The sequence below is a fragment of the Bacillus glycinifermentans genome (assembly GCF_001042475.2).
Taxonomy (GTDB): Bacteria; Bacillota; Bacilli; order Bacillales; family Bacillaceae; genus Bacillus; species Bacillus glycinifermentans.
On record NZ_LECW02000045.1, the window covers coordinates 584,583 to 601,357 of the forward strand.

Below are 16,775 nucleotides of genomic sequence, written 5' to 3' on the forward strand. Positions count from 1 at the left end.
CTTTTCCTAGCAGAAGCGGAAGGAGGGGGACCAATGAGTTTGAAACGTTCGGCGGTCAATGTGCTGATTTGGCTCGCAGCTTTGACCGCAGGCTTAGCTTTCACTCATCTTTTGGCTCAAACAAGCTCAAAAAAAATACTGTGTTTCTTTCTGTTATTGATCGCATCGGCCGTGATTCTGCTGCTCAAGCCTTATCTGTCATACGAGCAGCTGATGATGCCCGTCATTTATCTTCTCATTGCGGCGACCTTTGCCAATAATGCTTTTTTTTCGATCAAGCTCGGGTTTTTCAGCCTGTTTCCGTACAGGATTCTCTTGATCGCCGCAGCTGTCTGGCTGATTTGGGAAATGATGAACAGTCAAGATCCCATTGAACGTTGGAACCGCGTTCAAGTGAAGGGCATCCTTGCTTTTTTTGCTTTTTGGTTTTGTTATGGAATGATTTCGCTGCTTTGGGTCAAGTCTGTTACAGACGGATTAAAATATTTATCATTGCTTGGGATGGGAATGTTTTTCGTTTTTCTGATCGTGATGTATTTTCAGAAGCTCGAACGGCTGCTCGCGTTTTATTACATATGGATGGTGATGACGGTCTTTTTGATGATCATCGGATTGTATAACCATTTTACGCTGCACCATTTGCCAAGCTCGACGCTGTACAACGGGCCGCAGTATAAACAGCATTATCCGACATCTGTGTTTTTCAACCAAAACGATTTTGCGACGTTTTTGTCAATCAGCTTTTTCTTCTACGCCGCTTTTTTTAAAAATGTGAAAAACAGCTATTTGAAAATAGCAGGTTTGGTCCTTGCGTGCTGCTCCGTGTATTTGATTTTTTTAACAGGCTCAAGGGCAAGCATTTTAGGGGTGATCGCGGGTCTTCTTCTTTACGCGTTCATTTTGCTGCCCCGTTTTTTGAAAAAGTGGGTCCTCGTTGCCGCGGTTTGCGGGTTTGCCGCTTTTGCCGTGCTTTTTGCAGGGAAAATTACAAATGTCGTGTATACATTATTTTTAGCCCCGCAAACCGCGCACGATTTCAGTGAGCCGCTTCCGTCAAACGTCGCCAGGGCGAATCTTTTGAAGAACGCAGGGCATTATGTGCTCGACACATACGGGTTCGGCGTCGGTGTCGGAAACGTTCCTTATTATTTAGAACACCATGCAATTTTTGATACTGATCAAGTGGTTGAGGTGCATAACTGGCTTGTCGAAATCATGGCGAATTTCGGGGTGATCATGATGCTCGGCTATGTAACGATGTACGGGTATCTCATGCTGTTATTGTATCGATTCTATAAAAGCAGGCTGACAAGCCGGTACAAACTTCTTTTGGAAGGGCTGCTCGCCGCCCTTATCAGCTTTCTCGTTTCAAGCATAAGCCCAAGTTCGATGTCAAATTTGTATTTCCATTGGGTGTTTCTTGCCCTGGTCATTGCCACCGTCAACACGCTTAGAATTAAAGGGACAGATGAAACCGAGCGTTTCAGATAAGAATTTTAATAATAGGGAGAAATTCGTGTGAAACATTTAATGAAACGTATTGCAGGCAGAATCAAAAAGTATATCGTGCCGATTGTCGCGCTTCCGCTTGTTCTGGGGCTGTTTGGGTATTTTATGCCGAAAGGCGCCGCTGCGCCGGCTGACTATACGGCAAGCGTCACCATATCGACGGGGAATTACGGAGAATCGCTTTACAACAATGCAAAAGAGGTTCCTCTATTGCTGAAAAATGATCCGTTTTTAAAAGAGGTTTTTCCCGATTTGGACGAAGAGGAGCTTGCAAGTATCAAGGAGGAGCTGGTGATCGACATCAGATCGGATTCGCTTTTTAATCTAAGCTATACAGGACCTGACAAAGAACAAACATTGAATGTTTTGGAAAAAATCAAAGATGCTTATAAGAAGGAAGATAAAAAGCTGTTTTTGAAAAGGGATCGAGTGATCGAAAAGAACATAAAAGCGCTTGAAGGCGAAACGGTCAGCGCTGATTCAAAAGTCGATAAACAGCGGTTTTTGTATGAGCTGGAAACGAACAGGCTCGACTTGAAAGCGGCTGAAGAAATAGAGCCGTTAACCGCATTGGATAATGTGGCCGGCGGAATGTCTCCTAAAAAAAGAGCGGTACTGGGCGTTTTGATCGGTTTGGCGCTGTCGTTTTTTATCGTTGTTGTTCCGGAAGTTTTGAAAGAACGCTAAATTTTTGATTGGGGATGTGGAACAGGACCATGACGAGCCAAGAACCTTTAATTTCTGTCATTACACCTTCTTATAACGCGGAGGAATTTATCGAGACGACGATTCAGTCTGTCATCGGCCAGACCTTTTCCGACTGGGAAATGATCATTGCGGATGATTGCTCAACAGACAGAACAAGAGACATGTTGAAACGCTATGAAGCAGAGGATGAGCGTATTCATGTCATCTATTTAAAGGAGAATCGTGGAGCGGCTGCAGCGCGCAATGCGGCGCTCAACAAGGCAAAAGGCCGCTTTGTAGCGTTTTTGGACAGCGACGATGTTTGGAAAAAAGAGAAGCTTGAAAAACAGCTCAACTTTATGAGGAAGCATCAGCATGCCTTCACATTTACGGCCTACGAGCTGATCAACCAAAACGGCGGGGCGCTTCATAAAACGATCGAAGCGCCCGAAAGCCTCACATATGATGACGTGCTGAAAAATACGATCATCGGCTGTCTGACGGTCATGCTTGACAGAGAACAAACAGGCGACATTCAAATGCCGGATATCAGGACCCGGCAGGATTTAGCGACATGGCTGTCCATTTTGAAAAGAGGCTTTAAAGCATACGGGCTGAACGAGCCTTTGGCAGAATACCGGCTCGTCGAAACGTCGATTTCGAGAAACAAGTGGAAGGCGGCTCAGAAAACCTGGTATGTATACAGGGAAATCGAGCGTCTGCATTTGATCAAGGCGACATGGTGCTTCGTCCATTATGCAAAAAATGCGGTAAAGAAAAGATTATAGCGCGGGAAGTGATGGAACGTGGGAGAGAAAAAAGCGATACACGTCGTCGTGGCGACGGGTGAATGGGGACAAGATCAATTAAGGTACAGAAGGCACCGCCTCGCTGAATTTCTGGCGGAGCAAAAAAATACGCGGGAAGTCATCTGGGTATGCCCGGCCGAAGAAGCGCCTTCAGAGGCGTTTACAAGGCTTCACAACGGCATTATACAATTTGCGGTAAAGGACTTTTTGAAAAAGAAAATGTTCAGGTTCGCCCGCTACCGTGACGTCTTTTACCAAAAGAAACTGACGCCATTGCTTGAGCGTTTAAAAGCGGCGGAAGGCGAGAACGTGTATTTATGGTACACCTTCCCCGGTTTTCCGCTTTTGGCGGCGCTTTATGACTGGGATCGAGTCATCTATGATTGCAGCGACCTTTGGGCGGCTCCGATCAGCGGAAAACAAAACCTCGCATCGGCTTTCAGGCAAAAGGTTATTTTTGAGGCTGAAAGCAGAATTATCAAAGCGGCAAATACGATTTTTTGCACTTCAGAATATTTGTGCCAAAATGTGAAAAACCGGCTGAACGGAGAGGACAAGCCGGTTTTTACAGTGGAAAACGGAGTCGAATACGATTTCTTCGCAGCGAATGACAAAAGGGCGGACGTACTTGGCGAAAGGCAAGGCACCGTTTTAGGCTTTATCGGCGGAATTAAACCTAAGCTCGACTTTAAGCTGATCAAAAAAGCGGCGAGAGCAAAGCAAGACTGGACATTTTTATTTGTCGGCCCTGACGGAACGAATGGTGACCCGGATTTTAAAGACATGCTTGAAGAGGACAATGTTATCTGGACAGGCCCGGCAGCACCTGCAGACGTCCCCGCCTATATGAATGTCGTCGATATCGGGATCATGCCTTATAAGCCTTCTCCGTATAACAATGCCGTTTTTCCTTTAAAGCTGTTTGAATTTTTGGCTGCGGGAAAGCCTGTCGCAGGCATGAACCTGCCTTCAACGGCAAAGGTGGAGAAGGAGAATGTATACCGGCATATGACGGGAAGCGATTCCGGCGCATTTATCGCTCTCTGTGAAGAGCTCGAGCGTTCGCATGATGACCCCTCGTCTGTGGAAAACCGCAAGAAAACAGCGCGCGAAAAGGATTGGCGCCAGCTGTTTTTCATCATGCTTGGAAAACTGAACTTGAATAAAGATGCATAAGTTTACAGCGGATGATAATTTATGATGTTTCTTTTGGCTTGTGCTTGTTATAATAAATAATGAAATTGTATAATGGAGGAGTATGTCCAACTTTAATAACGATATAAACTATCCAGACTTCATTTAAAAAGGAGACTTCCTTATGTCTTATGAACGCACGGTTTTTGCGTTTTTTGTCTCTCTGCTTGTTGTATTAATCATTACTCCGCTTGTAAAACGCATAGCAATCAAATCCGGGATCGTCGATCGTCCGGATAATCGAAAAATACACGAAAAAGTCATGCCAAGAATGGGCGGTTTAGCCATATTTATAGGAGTCTTGACCGGCTCTGTGGCCGGCGGACTTTACGAAAACAGAATTACGGCTATCACGCTCGGCGCTTTTATGATTGTCATTTTAGGAATTATAGATGATAAATATAATTTAAGTGCGAAAGTCAAATTCATCGTTCAAATATTAGTCGCGTGCCTGATCGTCAGTACGGGGCTGAAAATGGAGTTTTTATCGATTCCGTTTTGGGACGTCCGCTTCGATTTGGGCTGGCTCTCATTCCCGTTGACGATTTTGTGGATCGTTGGAATCACCAATGCGATCAATTTAATTGACGGGTTGGACGGATTGGCGGCCGGGATATCCGTGATCGGCCTTTCGACGATTGCCGTCATGGCTTTTTCAGCCGACAAAATTTTGATTTTCTCATTATCGTTAGTCGTCATCGGCAGCACGCTCGGCTTTCTCTTCTATAATTTCCACCCGGCGAAAATTTTTATGGGAGACACGGGATCGCTCTTTCTCGGCTATGTAATTTCAGTCCTGTCGCTGTTGGGGCTGTACAAAAGTGTAACGCTTTTCAGCGTCGGAGTCCCGATCATCATTCTAGGCGTACCGATATTTGACACGACGTTTGCGATCATCAGAAGGATTTTGAACAAACAGCCGATTTCGGCTCCTGATAAGTCGCATATCCATCACAGGCTGATGGCGTTCGGTCTGTCCCACAGAAAGGCCGTCATCGTCATTTATCTAATTGGCATCATCTTCAGCCTCTGCGCCATTATCCTGAAAACGGCGACTCTTTGGATGTCAATCATCATCATCTTCGGCCTGATCTTGTTCATGCAGATCATCGCAGAGGTTACCGGACTCGTGAATGAAAAATACAAACCGTTCACGAAGTTTTACAGGCGGATGGTGAAGAGGAATTGATTTGTAATGCAAAACCCTGATTTCTTATTGAGAGATCAGGGTTTTTGTGTGTGGAAAATGATCCTTGCCACTCAAAATACTTTAAAAAATACTAGGTTTACCGATATAAGGGAAGACTCGAAGCGGGAAAGAAAAAACCTCTTGAAAATCGATAAGATTTTCAAGAGGTTTATTAATTAATAAGAAGACGCGGACGTATCCGTAGAGCTGTCGGTGGAACTGTCCGTTCCGTCGGCAGTTGCGTCAGAGCTGTCAGACGATGTTCCGCTTGAGTCAGCGGTTGAACCCGGAAATAAATGATGGTTCAATTCATTCTGAACATTTGTCAGATTTTGTTCGTCTGCTTCAAAGTAATATACCCCGGCGATATTCAGATCCTGTCCGGTAATGCTTAGCGTCTTGATGTCGTCGCCTTTAAAGCCGTTGTATATTTCCTGAAGGGCCAAAGCTTGCGTAATTCTAAAGTTTGTTTTAATGTTTTTACTCGCTTTTTGGGCAATCGTATCGATTTTGGCGAGGTTTTGCGGCTTGGAAATTTGATCGAGGGCCGCTTTCAGAATTTGTTTTTGCCTGTCGTTTCTTCCAAAGTCCCCGCGCTTATCCTGCTTTCTCATTCTGGCGTAGGCCAGCGCTTGTTCGCCGTTTAAATGCATGTTTCCTTTTTTGAAATAAATTCTTTTCGTCTTGGAAACATCGCTTTTTTCGTCAAAATCAAACGGCACATCGACATCGATGCCGCCGATTTCATCGATGACATCTTTGAATCCGTCAAAATCGACCGTTGCATAATAGTCAATCGGAATGCCTAAGAAATCTTCGACCGTTTCGATTGTTTCTTCTTTTCCGCCTTTTCCATAGGCCGCATTGATCTTCGTTTTGGATCCGGTTGTGTCACCGGCCAGCTGAACCCTTGTATCTCTCGGGATGCTCAGCATTTTCATCGTTTTTTGTTTTGGGTCGAGCGTTACGACAATAAGGGAATCGGTGCGGCCGCGTTCCCCTTTGGTCGCATAATTTTCCACACCCATAAACAAGATCGAGAACGGTTTTTTCTTGATGTCGACGACTTCATCGCGAAGCTTCGACTTCTCGCCCCGATCCAGTTGATCATAGGTGTCGTCAGCTGCAGAGATCGTGTTGTAAATCTTGTATATCCCCACTCCGCCAACCGCGAGAAGTGCGAGCAGCATAAGCAAAATAAACCGCTTGATCAGCTTCTTTTTCTTATTCTTCTTTTTGCGCACTTTCACTTTTACACGCTCAGCCATATATTTATTCTCCTTTAATGATGAAAAGCTTCCTCCAGATATATCTGAATGCCTTCTCTATTTTCGCTTTTGCCGTTTGTTAATTCGGTTATCCATTCTGTAAAAGCCTGCTTTTCGCTTTCTTTTACATACGTTTCAAATTCAACGTCGTCGGCATAGTGGATATCCTTGATTTGATAAGGGGATTCGCGCAGCTCGTTTTCCAGCTTGCCGATCCATGTATAGCCCACTTTGGTATGCATCACGCGCATCAGTTTGCGTTCGATGACGCCGATATGGTTCAGCCCTTCTGATACGGATTTTCCGTAAGCGCGTATCAATCCTCCGGCGCCGAGCTTGATGCCGCCGAAATACCGTGTAACAACGGCGCAAGTATCCTTCAAATTGCGTTTCTTTAATACTTCAAGCATCGGGACTCCCGCCGTTCCGCTCGGTTCTCCGTCATCGTTCGCCTTTTGAATTTGGTCGTTTTCCCCGATGACATAGGCGGAACAATTATGAGTGGCATTCCAATGCTGTTTTTTTATGTTATGAATAAAATCCTGTGCTTCTTTTTCAGTACTGACACGGCTTAAATGACAAATGAACCGGGACTTCTCGATTACGATTTCATGGGTTCCTTCGCCGGAAACAGTGAGATAGCTTTGAAGCATGTCATTTTACCTCCTGACAAGCCATGCGGATGTTCATAAAATACGAACAGACTTAGAATTTTCACGCGCATTTTGTTATGATTAAAGAGATATGGAAGGGAGATCATAATAGAACCAAAAAACAGAATACGCATTCTTTCATTATAATTCGACACGAATTTCAGTTCAATGAAATTTATGATAAAACTACATGACAATGCTGTTACGGAGGGAAAATGGGTGAGCATTTCCAAAATGGACTCCAAAGCCTTGGATTCAATAATTATGAAGATGTTAAAAACCGTTGACGGGAGCAAGGATGAAGTATTTCAAATCGGCGAACAGTCCCGTCAGCAATATGAAGGCTTGGTGGAAGAGCTGAAGCAGATCAAGCAGCAGGTCAACGAAGTCATCGATCTCGGAGACAAGTTGGAGGTGCATGCCCGGCATGCGAGGAACCGTCTGTCAGAGGTCAGCAGAAACTTTCATAAATTCAGTGAAACGGAAATTCGCGAAGCTTATGAAAAGGCGCACAAACTTCAAGTTGAGCTGACGATGATTCAGCAGCGCGAAAAGCAGCTGAGAGAGAAGCGCGACGATCTGGAAAGGCGTCTCCTCGGTCTTCAGGAAATCATTGAGCGTTCCGAAGGGCTTGTCAGCCAGATAACTGTCGTTTTAAACTATTTAAACCAAGATCTGCGCCAGGTCGGCGTTTTATTGGAAGACGCGCAGGCAAAACAGGATTTCGGCTTGCGGATCATCGAAGCGCAAGAGGAAGAAAGAAAAAGGGTTTCGCGCGAAATTCATGACGGTCCGGCGCAAATGCTGGCAAACGTGATGATGAGATCTGAATTGATCGAACGGATTTTCAGGGACAAGGGGACCGAAGAAGGCTTTCAGGAAATTAAAAACCTCCGGCAAAACGTTCGCAATGCCCTTTATGAAGTCAGACGGATTATTTATGACTTAAGGCCGATGGCTTTAGACGATTTGGGCCTGATTCCGACGCTCAGAAAATACTTGAACACGATCGAAGATTATCATGGCAAAGCGAAAATCCATTTCCATTGCATCGGGGAATCGGAAGACAGGCGGATTGCACCTCGATTTGAAGTGGCGCTTTTCCGGCTGGCTCAGGAAGCTGTCACAAATGCCCTAAAACATTCCGAATCAACCGAAATTCATGTTAAAGTAGAAGTGACGAAAGATTTTGTTACGCTGATTATAAAAGATAACGGAAACGGCTTTGATTTAAAAGAAGCGCAAAAGAAGAAAAACAAATCGTTCGGTCTGCTTGGAATGAAGGAAAGAGTCGATTTGCTTGAAGGTACGATGACGATCGACTCGAAAATAGGTCTCGGGACATTTATTTTAATTAAAGTTCCGCTGTCATTGTAAAGATAATTGTAAAATAGAGACAAAAGACATATTGACCATAAAAGCGCTGTGTAGAACAATGAAAAATGGGGAGGCGTAGCTTGTGACTAAAGTAAATATTGTAATTATTGATGACCACCAGTTATTCCGTGAAGGAGTAAAACGGATTTTGGATTTCGAACCTACCTTTGAGGTAGTGGCTGAAGGAGACGACGGTGACGAAGCGGCTCGCATTGTCGAGCACTATCATCCGGATGTAGTCATCATGGATATCAATATGCCGAATGTAAACGGAGTTGAAGCGACAAAACAACTTGTCGATATGTATCCGGAATCAAAGGTCATAATTTTATCGATCCATGATGATGAAAACTATGTGACACATGCGTTAAAAACCGGAGCACGCGGCTATCTGCTTAAAGAGATGGATGCCGATACACTGATTGAAGCCGTTAAGGTAGTGGCTGAAGGCGGTTCTTACCTTCATCCTAAGGTTACGCACAATCTTGTTAACGAATTTCGCCGTCTGGCAACAAGCGGCGTGTCATCTCACGCTCAGCACGAAGTGTATCCAGAAATCCGCAGACCTTTGCACATTCTCACAAGGCGGGAATGCGAAGTATTGCAAATGCTCGCGGACGGAAAAAGCAACCGCGGCATAGGAGAATCTTTATTTATCAGTGAAAAAACGGTTAAAAACCACGTCAGCAACATCCTGCAGAAAATGAACGTAAACGACAGAACACAAGCAGTCGTTGTGGCCATCAAAAATGGCTGGGTAGAAATGAGATAAAAGTGGACTTGCCATCGGCAGGTCTTTTCTTTTTTTTCGAAAATCAAATTTTATAATGAAAAACAACTGTTTTTCTTTTAAAATAGGAAACAAAGTATCTTTCATAAGGAAGGTTTATTTTATGAGAACAGCAGTTGTAACTGACAGTACAGCCTACATACCGAAAGAACTGCGGGATAACCACAATATACACATGATACCGCTCAACGTGATTTTCGGAGAGGCTTCATACAAGGAAGAGGACGACATGAGCTGGAAGGATTATTACAAAGAAGTAAAAGCTCATGAAGATCTCCCGACGACATCCCAGCCGGCCTACGGCGAATTGATCGCACTGTATGAAAAGCTTGGCGAAACATATGATGCGATCATCAGCATCCATCTTTCCAGCGGAATCAGCGGCACGTACAACAGCGCCGTGTCGGCGGATGGAATGCTGGAAAACGTCAAAGTGTATCCGTTTGATTCGGAAATCAGCTGCATGGCTCAAGGTTTTTATGCGATCGAAGCGGCTGAGATGGCGGAAAAAGGAGCAGCGCCTGAAGAAATCCTCAGTCATTTGGATCATATGAAAACCTCGATGAGGGCTTACTTCATGGTTGACGACCTTTCCCATCTGCAAAGAGGGGGCAGGCTGAGCGGAGCCCAGGCCTTTATCGGAAGCCTTTTAAAAGTGAAGCCGATTTTACACTTTGAGAATAAGCTGATCGTTCCATTTGAAAAAATCCGGACGAGAAAAAAAGCCTTAAACCGCCTGTTTGAACTCTTTGATGAGGATGCCGGAACAGGCAAGCCGATGAGGGCGGTCGTCATCCATGCGAACCGCGAAGAAGAAGCCGATCAGATCATTGAAGATCTGTCGCAAAAATATCAGCACGTCGAATTTTACAAAAGCTATTTTGGCCCTGTGGTCGGCACGCATCTCGGCGAGGGGGCAATGGGCATTGCCTGGTATATAGTATAAACGCCAATCTCCGTTTGACAAAACGGAGATTTTTTGATTTTCCAAGGTAAAAACCCCGCTATTTTTCGATTTTTCCAGTTTTACAAAAAAACGGGCATGCAAGATACTAAATGGTAGATTGGAGGTGATCGTTATCGCCGGAAAGCAGCCCCCATCTGAATACTCCCGCAATTTACAGTCATTGCTTGAATCCCGCCACCTTCTCAAAAGTGAACTTCCCTTTCCCGATGATGTAATTGAATGGCATATCCAAAAAGGCTTGATCAAAGCTGAAAAACCGATTGAAGAAACGACAAAAGGCTTTGTCTGCAAACGGTGCGGCCAGGATCAGCAGGTGCTTTTCGCCCGGTATCCTTGTTATGCATGCAATAAACAATGTGTCTACTGCCGTTCGTGCGTAATGATGGGCAGAGTAAGCGAATGTACGCCACTATTGACTTGGAAAGGCGGTGATCAGTCTAAATGGCCGCCTGTCCAGATGGTTTGGGAGGGAATTCTTTCGGCGGGCCAGGAGAAAGCGGCAAGATCGATTATTGAAGCGATTCGAAAAAAAGAAGAGCTTTTAATTTGGGCGGTTTGCGGGTCAGGCAAAACGGAAATTTTGTTTCAAGGAATCGAATTTGCTTTAAACCATGGCTTGAGAGTATGCATAGCCACTCCGAGAACGGATGTGGTGCTGGAGCTTGCCCCGCGCGTAAAGAAAGCTTTTGAAGGCGCAGAAATCGCCGCTTTATACGGGGGAAGTCCCGATAGAGGGATGCTTTCCCCTCTTATGATATCGACCACCCATCAGCTTTTCCGCTATAAAGAAGCGTTCGATGTGATGATCGTTGATGAGGTTGATGCGTTCCCGTACAGTTATGATCAAACATTGCAGTACGCCGTAGAAAAAGCAGGGAAGCGGCAAAGCGCCCGCATTTATTTAACAGCCACTCCTTCCCGGGAAATGAAAAAACGAGCTGAAAGCGGGCGGCTCAAGGCCGCTCACATCCCGGCCCGGTATCATCGGAAGCCATTGCCTGAACCGTCATTTACGTGGTGCGGAAACTGGAAAAAGAGTCTCAAACGCCACATCATTCCTTTAGCCGTCAAAAGATGGCTTTTCAAACATAAAGAACAAAAACAGCCGGTCTTTTTATTTGTTCCGTCTATTCCGGCTCTCAAATCTGTGGTTCCCCTGTTAAAGAAGGAACACTTTCAATCCGAAGGCGTTTATGCCGATGATCCGGATAGAAATGAAAAGGTAAAGCGGTTTAGGGATGGGACGCTTGATATCCTCGTCACGACGACCATTTTGGAAAGAGGCGTAACGGTCAAAAAAGCACAAGTCGGAGTGCTGGGCGCTGAATCGGCCGTTTTTGACGAAAGCGCCCTGGTCCAAATATCGGGTAGAGCCGGGAGGCACCCGCAATATACAACAGGTGACGTCCGTTTTTTTCACTTCGGCAAGACGGCGAACATGGTCGCAGCCCGCCGTCATATTCGCCGAATGAATAAAATGGCTTTACTGGAAAATTTGGTTGACTAGTCCGATAATCATGGTACAGTATACTCATAAGATGTGTATAAGGAGCGGTGCCTGAATGTTAGTCAATGCAAAAGAATCTGTTTTGGAAGAATTGTTTGATCAATATATTGATCAGCTCCACATGAGCTGCTTGTGTCAAAGGTGCAGAGAAGATGTGCTCGCACTAGCCTTGAATGCGGTCAAACCGCAATATGTCACAGATCGTACGAAACTGGCATACATAAAGGCAGAGCTCGTAGACAAACAAAAAAATACATCGATGCTTGTCACTCTCGCAGAAGCGGCAAGAATAGTTAATGAAAATCCGCATTGCGAATACAGAAAGAAAGGAAGGGTGTAAGCTGCTTTGTTTAATTTGTGAAGCTCCTCTTTCACATTCTCTTTCATGGGAGACTTTTTTCTTTACTCATGACGAGGAAAAAATATGCGGAGAATGTAAGGAGGGCTTTATCAAAATAAAAGGGACCGTTTGCCGTAAATGCGGGCGTCTTCAAGACGGCGAAAAGCTGTGCACCGACTGTCTAAAATGGGAAGCAAATCCGAAAACCCGAGGCCTCCTTGAACAAAACCGCTCTGTATATCTTTACAATCCCTTCATGAAAGAAGTGCTCGCCCGTTTTAAGTTTAGAGGCGACGCTGAAATCGTCCACGCTTTTGCCCCTTCTTTTGTCCGCACCTTTCAAGCGTGCTGCCGGCATACAGATGCCGCTATTGTCCCGATGCCTCTCAGCGAAGAACGCAAAAAGGAAAGAGGCTTTAATCAGGCGGAAAGGCTTGCTTCCTTATTAAAAAGGCCTGTCATACATCCGTTGATTAGAACCGAAAATGAGAAACAGTCAAAAAAAAGCAGGGCAGAGCGCCTTAAACAAAAAAACGTTTTTAAAACGGACAAGGGTTCTGTAAAAGGCATGAAAATTCTTCTGATTGATGACCTGTATACGACAGGGGCCACCGTTCATCAAGCTGCCCAATGTCTGAAAGCGGACGGAGAAGCAGATTCGGTATCATCTTTCACTTTGATTCGAAGCTAAATCATTTATTTTCCCTGCCGATATAAATGATAGAATTTAAGGTAGGAGTCAAAATTATGAACCAATTGGCGAATTGTCCAAAGTGCAACGCATTGTTTATGAAAAACAGCTTTCAAACCATATGTAACTCTTGTCTGAAAGAAGAAGAACGTTCATTTGAGACAGTATACAAATTCCTGAAAAAGCAGGAAAACCGGCAGGCTACGATGATTGAAATCGTGGAAAAAACGGGAGTAGAGGAAGAGCTCATTCTGAAATTTATCAGACAGAAGCGAATCCACATCTCTAATTTTCCGAACCTGGGCTACCCGTGCGACAGATGCGGAACGATGATTCGGGAAGGCCGGTACTGTGCCGCCTGTGAACAAGACATAGAATCGCAGATGAGCCAATTAGACCAGCTGGAGCAGCTCGAAAAAGAAAAGCAGAATAGTTCCAAAGGCACATACTATACCATTCAGCCTAAAAACAACTGATTCCCTAAACTAACTCGAAGCTCAGACGATAAAATGAGTATGATCATAGACGACTATGACGGAAAGTGAGAGGAATCCCATGAAGATCAACCAATACGGAACACAATCTGTTAATCCTTACCATAAATCTTTTGATAAACAAGCAACGCCTTCTCAAACAAATGCTCAGCAGGAGGATAAAGTTGAAATTTCGGCAAAAGCCAAAGAGCTGCAAAAAGGACCTGATTTAATGATGGAACGCCAGGAAAAAATCGCGCGGCTAAAAGCGGCAGTCGAAAATGGCACATACCAAATCGACCGTGCGGGAATAGCCGAAAAAATGGTTAATTTCTATAAACAGCAATAATGTAAGGAGGAAGACGAATCGGTGAAACGGGTGATACAAGAGCTTGAACGCCTTTGTGTTCTGCATGAACATCTGCTGACGCTGTCCGAACGAAAAACGGAGGCGCTGAAGAAGAACGAAATAAAAGAACTTTCTGAGATTTTGACAAAAGAACAAAAATACGTGCAGGCGATCGAACAAACCGAAGAGGCACGGATTGAAGCAACAAAAGAATGCCTCGGCAAGGCGGACACCACGATCAGCACATGCATCAGCGAGGCTGAAGGCAGCGACAAAACGGCGTTGGAGCAGCTGTTTGAAAGGATGTCACAGCTCGTCACCCGTTTAAAAGATGTGAACCATTTGAATAAACAGCTGACCATTCAGTCGCTTCAATTCATAACGCTCACATTGGACATGCTTCTTCCGAAAGAAGGAAACGCAAACTACGGAAAACCGCAGGAGCCGAGTCAATCCAGAGGCTCAAGCAGGCTGTCCCTATTTGATTCAAAGGCTTAGAACGGAGGGAAAGAAAGATGACGATACCAACTTTTATGGGACTTGAAACCGCAAGACGAGGGCTGGCCGCCCAGCAGGCGGCTTTAAGCGTAACATCAAACAACATTTCAAACGCCAATACCGAAGGATACACAAGGCAGCGAGTCGCTTTTCAAGAGACTACTCCTTATCCGGTAGTATCAAGAAACGCTGTCGGACTTGCCGGACAAATGGGGACAGGCGTTGAAGTCGGCGCGGTCGAAAGGGTCAGAGACAGTTTTCTCGACTACCAATATCGGACGCAAAACACGAACTACGGCTATTACGATTCGAAGGCCGGCGCTTTAGCGCAAATGGAAAACATCATGAACGAATTAAAAGACAGCGGCTTAAACAACGTGCTCAACTCTTTTTGGAAATCGATCCAGGAATTGACGAGCAATGCGAACGAGTCGAGCGCGCGTTCAGTCGTTGCTCAAAAGGGCCAGGCTGTGGCAGATACGTTTAACGAATTATACAATTCGCTGACAACCGTTCAAAAGGACCTGGGGGATCAGATCGAACAAAGCACGATCACCATTAATTCGCTCCTTTCCCAGCTGAACAGCCTGAACGAGCAAATCGCCAATGTCGAACCGAACGGCTATCTTCCGAATGATTTGTACGATAAGCGGGATCTGCTGCTTGATCAGCTTTCTTCAATGGCCAATATCAAAGTCAGCTACAATAAATCGGGCGGCAATTCGCTTGCGACCGCAGAGGGAACCGTTTCCGTCGACATCATCGGCAGTGACGGCCGGTCTCTCGGCAAGGTTCTTGACGGAACAACCTTCACAACCAAGGAAGTGAAAGTCAATTATGACGATGGCACAGGCCTGGTGACAAGCGTATCAATCGGCGGAACGGACATTAATGCAGACGCTTTTACAAGCAAAGGATCGCTTTTAGGTTTAATTGAATCTTTCGGCTACATGTCCGGCGGCGAAGAAAAAGGGACTTATCCTGAAATGCTCGCGAATCTGGATGAAATGGCGCTGGCGCTTGCAAAGGCGTTCAATGAAGTCCATCAAAACGGAGTCACATCTTCCGGTCAACCGGGCGGCCTTTTCTTTGAATTTACCGGGGGCGAGGCCGAGCCTGCAAAAGGTGCGGCAGCGAAAATAAAAGTAGCCGATAATATCATGAATTCCAATGGCCAAAATATTGCCTCATCGCTCAACGGAGAAACGAGCGACAACTCAAACGCGACAAATCTGGCAGCGGTTTTCACGAAAAAAATCGACATCGGCGGAAAGTCGACAACCGTTTTGGATTACTATGCGGGCATTATCGGTGAAATGGGCGTGAAAGCCCAGGAAGCGAACAGGCTTCTTTCCAATTCGGAGACGCAGCTCAATTCAGCAGAATTGAACCGGCAGTCGACGAGCGCCGTTTCGTTAGACGAAGAAATGTCAAACATGATTCAATTCCAGCATGCTTATAATGCTGCGGCAAGAATGATCACAGTGCAGGACGAAATCCTTGATAAGATCATTAACGGCATGGGTGTCGTAGGAAGGTAGGGATAAATGATGCGGGTAACCCAAGGTATGATCGCAAAAAATTCATTGCGCTATATCAATTCAAGCTACGGGAAACTGGATAAACTGCAATCGCAGATTTCATCGGGGAAAAAGATCACAAAAGCGTCGGATGATCCGATTGTCGCGATGAAAAGCCTGAAATACAATACGCAGCTCTCACAGGTGGAGCAATATAAAAGCAACGTTTCACAGGCTTACACATGGCTTGAGAATTCAGAAGATAACATCACAGAAGGAATAGACGTGATGGGGAAAGTTAGAGATTTGGTCGTTCAAGTGAAAAATGGCACGAATGGCGAAGCAGAGCTGGAGGCAACGGGGGTCGAAATCGGCCAATTAAAAGAACAGCTGATTCAAATCGCCAATACGCAGGTCAACGGACGCTACATTTTTAGCGGATCGAACTCAGACGTCGCACCGATCGTCAAAAATCCTGATGGTTCGTACACGTATAATTTTGAAAACTACACAAGCTCTTCCGACGTGAACTTTAACGTTTCCAGCAATGCGACATTAAAGGTGAACGCAAATCCGAATTCAGCCTTTGGAGGAACGTCAGGCAGCGGGCAAAATGTCTTTGAAATGCTAAATTCTCTTGAAACGGCTTTGAAATCGGGTTCACTTGACGGCATTGACTCTGACGCTGTTTTATCCGATATCGACCAGTTCACCAACACGATGAGCTCAGAACGGTCAGATATTGGAGCGCGCTACAATCGGCTTGAATTGATCGACTCCCGTTTAAAGTTGCAGGAAGAGACAGCCACAAAAGTGTTATCAGACAACGAAGATGTCGATCTTGAAGAAGTGATCACCGATTTTATTACACAGCAGAGCGTTCACAGAGCTGCGCTTTCTGTCAACGCAAAAATCGTACAGCCGACATTGATTGACTTTTTAAATTAAAAGCGA

Annotated in this window: 18 protein-coding genes; 16 read left to right on the plus strand and 2 right to left on the minus strand. The window is 45.2% G+C overall.

Going from position 1 to position 16,775, the window contains the following annotated elements:
• Positions 1 to 33 precede the first annotated feature (33 nt).
• The 5 genes from tuaE to AB447_RS22215 all read left to right on the plus strand — a co-directional run bounded on the left by tuaE (position 34) and on the right by AB447_RS22215 (position 5,388).
• Positions 34 to 1,491 carry a teichuronic acid biosynthesis protein TuaE gene (gene tuaE, locus AB447_RS22195; protein ID WP_057957754.1) on the plus strand — a complete coding sequence of 486 codons (1,458 nt, stop codon included), beginning with the start codon at positions 34 to 36 and terminating at the stop codon, positions 1,489 to 1,491.
• 39 nt (positions 1,492 to 1,530) lie between these two features.
• Positions 1,531 to 2,196: a teichuronic acid biosynthesis protein TuaF gene (tuaF, locus tag AB447_RS22200; RefSeq protein ID WP_048353657.1), complete on the plus strand. Its 666-nt coding sequence runs from the start codon at positions 1,531 to 1,533 to the stop codon at positions 2,194 to 2,196.
• Between the two features lie 29 nt (positions 2,197 to 2,225).
• Positions 2,226 to 2,984, plus strand: coding sequence for a teichuronic acid biosynthesis protein TuaG (tuaG, locus tag AB447_RS22205; RefSeq protein ID WP_048353643.1), 759 nt, complete (start codon positions 2,226 to 2,228; stop codon positions 2,982 to 2,984).
• Positions 2,985 to 3,002: 18 nt separating this feature from the next.
• Complete coding sequence (gene tuaH / locus AB447_RS22210) at positions 3,003 to 4,181, plus strand: teichuronic acid biosynthesis protein TuaH (protein WP_048353644.1); 1,179 nt, start codon at positions 3,003 to 3,005, stop codon at positions 4,179 to 4,181.
• A gap of 142 nt (positions 4,182 to 4,323) precedes the next feature.
• Entirely contained in the window at positions 4,324 to 5,388 is a 1,065-nt protein-coding gene (locus AB447_RS22215) for a glycosyltransferase family 4 protein (protein ID WP_048353645.1), read from the plus strand.
• 176 nt (positions 5,389 to 5,564) lie between these two features.
• On the opposite strand, the gene AB447_RS22220 is transcribed toward AB447_RS22215, so the two are convergent.
• Positions 5,565 to 6,656: an LCP family protein gene (locus AB447_RS22220; RefSeq protein ID WP_048353646.1), complete on the minus strand. Its 1,092-nt coding sequence runs from the start codon at positions 6,654 to 6,656 to the stop codon at positions 5,565 to 5,567.
• A gap of 14 nt (positions 6,657 to 6,670) precedes the next feature.
• Positions 6,671 to 7,309, minus strand: coding sequence for a YigZ family protein (locus AB447_RS22225; RefSeq protein WP_048353647.1), 639 nt, complete (start codon positions 7,307 to 7,309; stop codon positions 6,671 to 6,673).
• Between the two features lie 219 nt (positions 7,310 to 7,528).
• On the opposite strand from AB447_RS22225, the gene degS reads away from it, so the two are divergent.
• The 11 genes from degS (at position 7,529) to flgL (ending at position 16,769) form a co-directional block, all read left to right on the plus strand.
• Positions 7,529 to 8,686 carry a two-component sensor histidine kinase DegS gene (gene degS, locus AB447_RS22230; RefSeq protein WP_048353648.1) on the plus strand — a complete coding sequence of 386 codons (1,158 nt, stop codon included), beginning with the start codon at positions 7,529 to 7,531 and terminating at the stop codon, positions 8,684 to 8,686.
• Positions 8,687 to 8,768: 82 nt separating this feature from the next.
• Entirely contained in the window at positions 8,769 to 9,458 is a 690-nt protein-coding gene (gene degU, locus AB447_RS22235) for a two-component system response regulator DegU (RefSeq protein WP_046130088.1), read from the plus strand.
• Positions 9,459 to 9,579: 121 nt separating this feature from the next.
• Positions 9,580 to 10,422: a DegV family protein gene (locus AB447_RS22240; protein WP_048353649.1), complete on the plus strand. Its 843-nt coding sequence runs from the start codon at positions 9,580 to 9,582 to the stop codon at positions 10,420 to 10,422.
• A gap of 118 nt (positions 10,423 to 10,540) precedes the next feature.
• Entirely contained in the window at positions 10,541 to 11,950 is a 1,410-nt protein-coding gene (locus tag AB447_RS22245) for an ATP-dependent helicase ComFA (protein WP_057957755.1), read from the plus strand.
• A gap of 55 nt (positions 11,951 to 12,005) precedes the next feature.
• Positions 12,006 to 12,290 (plus strand): late competence protein ComFB, encoded by a 285-nt coding sequence (gene comFB / locus AB447_RS22250; protein WP_048353650.1) that lies wholly within the window; start codon positions 12,006 to 12,008, stop codon positions 12,288 to 12,290.
• Complete coding sequence (locus tag AB447_RS22255; RefSeq protein ID WP_048353651.1) at positions 12,247 to 12,981, plus strand: amidophosphoribosyltransferase; 735 nt, start codon at positions 12,247 to 12,249, stop codon at positions 12,979 to 12,981. Before comFB ends, AB447_RS22255 begins: the two co-directional genes overlap by 44 nt.
• A gap of 56 nt (positions 12,982 to 13,037) precedes the next feature.
• A complete protein-coding gene (locus AB447_RS22260; RefSeq protein ID WP_048353652.1) occupies positions 13,038 to 13,457 on the plus strand; it encodes a TIGR03826 family flagellar region protein in 420 nt (139 codons plus the stop codon).
• 79 nt (positions 13,458 to 13,536) lie between these two features.
• On the plus strand, positions 13,537 to 13,803 hold the full coding sequence (flgM, locus tag AB447_RS22265) for a flagellar biosynthesis anti-sigma factor FlgM (RefSeq protein WP_048405767.1): 267 nt from the start codon (positions 13,537 to 13,539) through the stop codon (positions 13,801 to 13,803).
• 21 nt (positions 13,804 to 13,824) lie between these two features.
• Positions 13,825 to 14,301 carry a flagellar protein FlgN gene (locus AB447_RS22270; protein ID WP_048354938.1) on the plus strand — a complete coding sequence of 159 codons (477 nt, stop codon included), beginning with the start codon at positions 13,825 to 13,827 and terminating at the stop codon, positions 14,299 to 14,301.
• 17 nt (positions 14,302 to 14,318) lie between these two features.
• Positions 14,319 to 15,842: a flagellar hook-associated protein FlgK gene (gene flgK, locus AB447_RS22275; protein ID WP_048354939.1), complete on the plus strand. Its 1,524-nt coding sequence runs from the start codon at positions 14,319 to 14,321 to the stop codon at positions 15,840 to 15,842.
• 9 nt (positions 15,843 to 15,851) lie between these two features.
• Entirely contained in the window at positions 15,852 to 16,769 is a 918-nt protein-coding gene (flgL, locus tag AB447_RS22280; RefSeq protein WP_048355001.1) for a flagellar hook-associated protein FlgL, read from the plus strand.
• Positions 16,770 to 16,775: the final 6 nt, after the last annotated feature.